This is a genomic window from Afifella sp. IM 167, assembly GCF_020144925.1.
GTDB lineage: Bacteria > Pseudomonadota > Alphaproteobacteria > Rhizobiales > Afifellaceae > Afifella.
This window is the reverse complement of sequence record NZ_NSLC01000022.1, coordinates 1-777: the sequence shown is the minus strand read 5'-3', so window position 1 is coordinate 777 and position 777 is coordinate 1. Positions and strand designations below refer to the sequence as shown.

Annotated in this window: 2 protein-coding genes; both read left to right on the top strand. The window is 39.3% G+C overall.

Annotated features, from left to right (window positions below):
- The first annotated feature begins 30 nt into the window (after positions 1-30).
- Complete coding sequence (locus CLD20_RS19935) at positions 31-378, top strand: AlpA family transcriptional regulator (RefSeq protein ID WP_165483681.1); 348 nt, start codon at positions 31-33, stop codon at positions 376-378.
- A gap of 178 nt (positions 379-556) precedes the next feature.
- Positions 557-777: MerR family transcriptional regulator (locus CLD20_RS19930; protein ID WP_224408429.1), on the top strand; the 221-nt coding region annotated here is incomplete at its 3' end.

Genomic DNA, 777 nt, shown 5'->3' with positions numbered 1-777 from the left:
GCCGTTATTTAGTCGCCGAAGGGCGACCCCATGGGACGCACTGACACTTGTCAGTGTATAAATGGGCACTGCGTTCTTTCCGAACTTGTGAAACTATCAAAATCCGAAAAAAGGAGAGGTGAAAAAACCATGAATGAAATCCCAAAATTATTAACGATTTCTGACTTGACGACAAGATGGCAAATGCCAAGACAGAGCATTCATGAAAAGAAAGATGAAAATGATTTTCCGAAGCCGGTTCAGTTTGTTGCGAATGGTCGGACTGCTTTATATTTAGAAAGTGATATTGAAGCTTATGAGGAAAAATATTCGTGGATCACTTCTCCAGAAAAGAGACGAAGCCGACAACGTTTTATTTGGTCTTTGCTAAATAAGTAATATAATATTCTTATCGACCTCAAATAAGGGGTTGGCTCTAGGAAGCAGAATAGACCTAACCAAAAAGTAGACCTTCCCTATCGACCAATCCAAGTGTTCAAGGGAGGTCTATTTTTTTGCTTTTAGGAAAAGGCTATTTTGTCATTCATAGCGAATTCCTTCGGAGAGGTGATTCGATATGAGAAACGATTTGTATTACTCGAGCAAAGATGTTGCAAAGCGACTTTCGATAGAGCCAGTCACCGTTAGAAAATACTCTCAAATGCTTGAAGAACAAGGATATTCCTTTAAAAAAGACGAGAAGAATTGGCGACAATATAGCGAGGATGATGTTCACTTTTTGGAGTATATATGCCATTTGAAAGAGATGGGTAAATCTCTTGATGAGTCCATCCAGCA

Coding starts and splice junctions, on each gene's coding strand:
- CLD20_RS19935 (WP_165483681.1), top strand. CDS start 31: ATGGGACGCACTGACACTTGTCAGTGTATAAATGGGCACTGCGTTCTT.